This window comes from Streptomyces niveiscabiei, from assembly GCF_001419795.1.
GTDB classification, from domain to species: Bacteria; Actinomycetota; Actinomycetes; order Streptomycetales; family Streptomycetaceae; genus Streptomyces; species Streptomyces niveiscabiei.
This window is the reverse complement of the sequence record NZ_LIRL01000277.1, coordinates 1-3398: the sequence shown is the minus strand read 5'-3', so window position 1 is coordinate 3398 and position 3398 is coordinate 1. Positions and strand designations below refer to the sequence as shown.

4 protein-coding genes are annotated in these 3398 nt (G+C 71.9%); all 4 read right to left on the bottom strand.

What is annotated here, in order from left to right; translation table 11 throughout:
* Positions 1 to 142 precede the first annotated feature (142 nt).
* Positions 143 to 805: an urease accessory protein UreF gene (locus AOK24_RS14765; RefSeq protein ID WP_055720532.1), complete on the bottom strand. Its 663-nt coding sequence runs from the start codon at positions 803 to 805 to the stop codon at positions 143 to 145.
* Positions 806 to 1006: 201 nt separating this feature from the next.
* Positions 1007 to 2728 carry an urease subunit alpha gene (locus AOK24_RS14760; RefSeq protein WP_055720531.1) on the bottom strand — a complete coding sequence of 574 codons (1722 nt, stop codon included), beginning with the start codon at positions 2726 to 2728 and terminating at the stop codon, positions 1007 to 1009.
* Positions 2721 to 3032, bottom strand: coding sequence for an urease subunit beta (locus AOK24_RS14755; protein ID WP_055720530.1), 312 nt, complete (start codon positions 3030 to 3032; stop codon positions 2721 to 2723). The genes AOK24_RS14760 and AOK24_RS14755 overlap by 8 nt, the downstream gene beginning before the upstream one ends.
* An 8-nt stretch (positions 3033 to 3040) precedes the next feature.
* Positions 3041 to 3343, bottom strand: a complete 303-nt coding sequence (locus AOK24_RS14750) for an urease subunit gamma (RefSeq protein WP_010355509.1) — start codon at positions 3341 to 3343, stop codon at positions 3041 to 3043.
* Positions 3344 to 3398: the final 55 nt, after the last annotated feature.

Below are 3398 nucleotides of genomic sequence, written 5' to 3'. Positions count from 1 at the left end.
GTTCCCCGCGCCCCTTAGGTGGGTGGGGGTGATGGTGCTTTGTCGGGTGCGGTTCGGTGTGGGCGGCGCGGCTTGGCGTGCGCGGTGTGGGCCTGCCCCACCTTGCCGTCCACGCCGGGCTTCGCCGCCGTCCCGTCCAGCTTCACGACGCGAACAGCCTTCCCCGTCGCTCCGCGTGTGCCTCCGCGCCCAGTTCCAGCAACGGTGCCGAAGCTGCGGGCAGCTCCGGTGGGGTTGACGTTCCCGCTGTCACCGCCGTGTCCACGACTCGGTCCATCTCCGGCGTCAGGCGAGCCAGAACGCCGGTCGCCTGGAAGGGGTCGAGGCTCAGGAGGCGGACCACGGCTGTCGCCGGGCCGCTGACGCTCTCGTACACCGAGCAGTACGCGGCGTCCCGGGGGCTCAGACCGGCAGCGCGTGCGGTCACCCCCAACACCACTGGCTGGTGCGCCCCTTTGGGGAACTCCCGTGCCAGCGCGTCGAGTTCGGGGCTCGGCCAGGTCGCCCGCGCGGCCCGCATCAACTGCCGCCCCAGCTTGCGGGCGGCAACCCGCAGCGCCGGTGAGGGAGTTCGCGCGTCCGCCTCCGCGTCCAGCCACACCGGGTCGGCACCGGCAGCGGCGGCCGAGGCCAACGCCGCCGACACGAGCCCCGCCGTATGCAACCGCCCCCGGCAGAACGCCTCCAGGCTCTCGACGCCGGTGATCCGCCCGCCCCGCACCGCCTCTTCGGCCCCGCCGGAGTGCGCATGCCCCCCGGCGGGAAAACGCCCGTCGGCCAGAACGAGCAACGCCGCGCCGGACATCAGAAGCCCGCCATCGCGGAACCCGCCGATTCCGAGCCCGCCTGCTCGGGGCCCGCCAGCCCAGGACCAGTCGGCGCGGAACCTGCCATCGCGGAGCCCGCAGTAATCTCCGAACCCGCCATCCCGGAACCTCTCCCTCTCAGAGTCCGCCGTCTCACGTCCTCGTCCTCCCAGCCCTCTCCCGGCCCTCTCACAGCCCCGTCAGAACAGGAAGTACCGCTGTGCCATGGGCAGTTCGGCGGCCGGTGTCGCCTCCACCAGTTCGCCGTCGATGTGGACGGCGAAGCTATCGGGGTCGACGCGGACGTCAGGGCGGGCGGCGTTCTCGCGCATGTCGGCCTTCGTGACGCCGCGGGTGGAGTCGATGGCGACGAACCGCTTGCCGAGCTGGAGGCGTTCGGGGAGGCCGTCGTCGATGGCCAGTTGGGCGACGAAGTTGAAGGAGTTGGCGGCGGGGGCGCGGCCGATGGCGCCGTACATGGGGCGGGGCAGGATCGGCTGGGGCGTCGGGATGGACGCGTTGGCGTCGCCCATCTGCGCGTAGGCGATCTGCCCGCCCTTGACGACGAGTTGGGGCTTCACGCCGAAGAACGCCGGGTCCCACAGCACGAGGTCGGCCAGCTTGCCCGTCTCGACGGAACCCACCTCGCGGGAGAGGCCCTGCGCGATCGCCGGGTTGATCGTGTACTTGGCGACGTACCGCCGTACCCGGTGGTTGTCGGCGCGGCCGTCGCCCGGCAGAGATCCTCGGCGTCGCTTCATCACGTGCGCCGTCTGCCAGGTCCGGAGGACGACCTCGCCGACCCGGCCCATGGCCTGCGCGTCGGAGGAGATGATCGAGATCGCGCCGAGGTCGTGGAGGATGTCCTCCGCGCCGATGGTGGACGGCCGGATGCGGGACTCGGCGAAGGCGAGGTCCTCGGGGACGGCCGGGTTGAGGTGGTGGCAGACCATCAGCATGTCGAGGTGTTCCTCGGCGGTGTTGACGGTGTAGGGCCGGGTCGGGTTGGTGGACGAGGGCAGGACGTTCGGCTGGGAGACGACGGTCATGATGTCGGGCGCGTGCCCGCCCCCCGCGCCCTCGGTGTGGTACGCGTGGATGCCGCGCCCCCCGATCGCGGCGAGGGTGTCGGCGACGAACCCGGCCTCGTTCAGCGTGTCGGTGTGGATGGCGACCTGGATGCCGGTCTGCTCGGCGACGGTGAGGGACGCGTCGATGACGGCCGGGGTGGACCCCCAGTCCTCGTGGAGCTTCAGCCCGAGCGCGCCGCCGCGGATCTGGGAGAGCATCGCGTCGTGCGAGACGGTGTTGCCCTTGCCGAGGAACCCGATGTTGAGCGGGTACTGCTCCATCGCCTCCAGCATCCGGGCGAGGTGCCAGGGCCCGGGCGTAACGGTCGTCGCCTTGGACCCCTCCGCGGGCCCGGTGCCGCCGCCGACGAGGGTGGTGACGCCGGAGGCGAGCGCCTCGTCGGCGATCTGCGGGCAGATGAAGTGGACGTGCGCGTCGATCGCGCCGGCCGTGACGATCCGCCCGTTGCCCGCGATGACCTCGGTCTCGGGCCCGATGACGAGGTCGGGGTGGACGCCGTCCATGGTGTCGGGGTTGCCCGCCTTGCCGATGCCGGTGATCCGCCCGTCGCGGATGCCGATGTCGGCCTTGACGATCCCCCAGTGGTCGACGATGACGGCGCCCGTGATGACGGTGTCCGGCGTGCCGTCTGCGCGCGTAGCACGCGCCTGCCCCATGGACTCGCGGATGACCTTGCCGCCCCCGAACACGGCCTCGTCACCGGCGAGTTCGGGCCCCCCGCAGCGGTCCTCCTCGATCTCGATCAGCAGGTCGGTGTCCGCGAGGCGGATGCGGTCGCCGGTCGTCGGGCCGAACAGGTCGGCGTACGCGGCGCGCGAGATCTCAGGCATCGAGGGCCCCTCCGGTCTCCCCGCGCAGCCCCGGCACGATCCGGGCGCCGGCCAGCGGGACGAGTTCGACGTCGACGGGGATCCCCGGTTCGAAGCGTACGGCCGTCCCGGCGGCGACGTTGAGCCGCTTGCCGTGCGCCGCGGCGCGGTCGAACTCCAGGCCGGGGTTGGCCTCGGCGAAGTGGTAGTGGGAGCCGACCTGCACGGGGCGGTCGGCGGCGTTGAGGACGGTCAGCCGGGTGACCTCGCGGCCCGCGTTGTACACGATCGGGCCGTCCTCGAACAGGATCTCTCCGGGAATCATCGGCGGCCTCAGACGATCGGGTCGTGGACGGTGACGAGCTTCGTGCCGTCCGGGAAGGTCGCCTCGACCTGGACGTCGTGGATCATCTCCGGGATGCCCTCCATGACGTCGTCGCGGGTGAGCAGCTTCCGGCCGGACGCCATGAGTTCGGCCACCGTACGGCCGTCGCGGGCGCCTTCGAGGATGTGCGAGGTGATCAGCGCGACCGCCTCGGGGTGGTTGAGCTTGAGGCCGCGCGCGCGGCGCTTCTCGGCGACGTCGGCCGCCACATGGATCAGCAGCCTCTCCTGCTCGTGCGGGGTCAGTTGCACGTCCCACCTCACCTCCTCACGCCGGACCGTGCGGGGTCCGGCGTGAGGAGGTGAG

What these genes read in the sequence shown, in the direction of transcription:
- AOK24_RS14760 (WP_055720531.1), bottom strand. Translation starts at nt 2,728, where the DNA reads ATGCCTGAGATCTCGCGCGCCGCGTACGCCGACCTGTTCGGCCCGACG.
- AOK24_RS14765 (WP_055720532.1), bottom strand. Translation starts at nt 805, where the DNA reads ATGTCCGGCGCGGCGTTGCTCGTTCTGGCCGACGGGCGTTTTCCCGCC.
- AOK24_RS14755 (WP_055720530.1), bottom strand. Translation starts at nt 3,032, where the DNA reads ATGATTCCCGGAGAGATCCTGTTCGAGGACGGCCCGATCGTGTACAAC.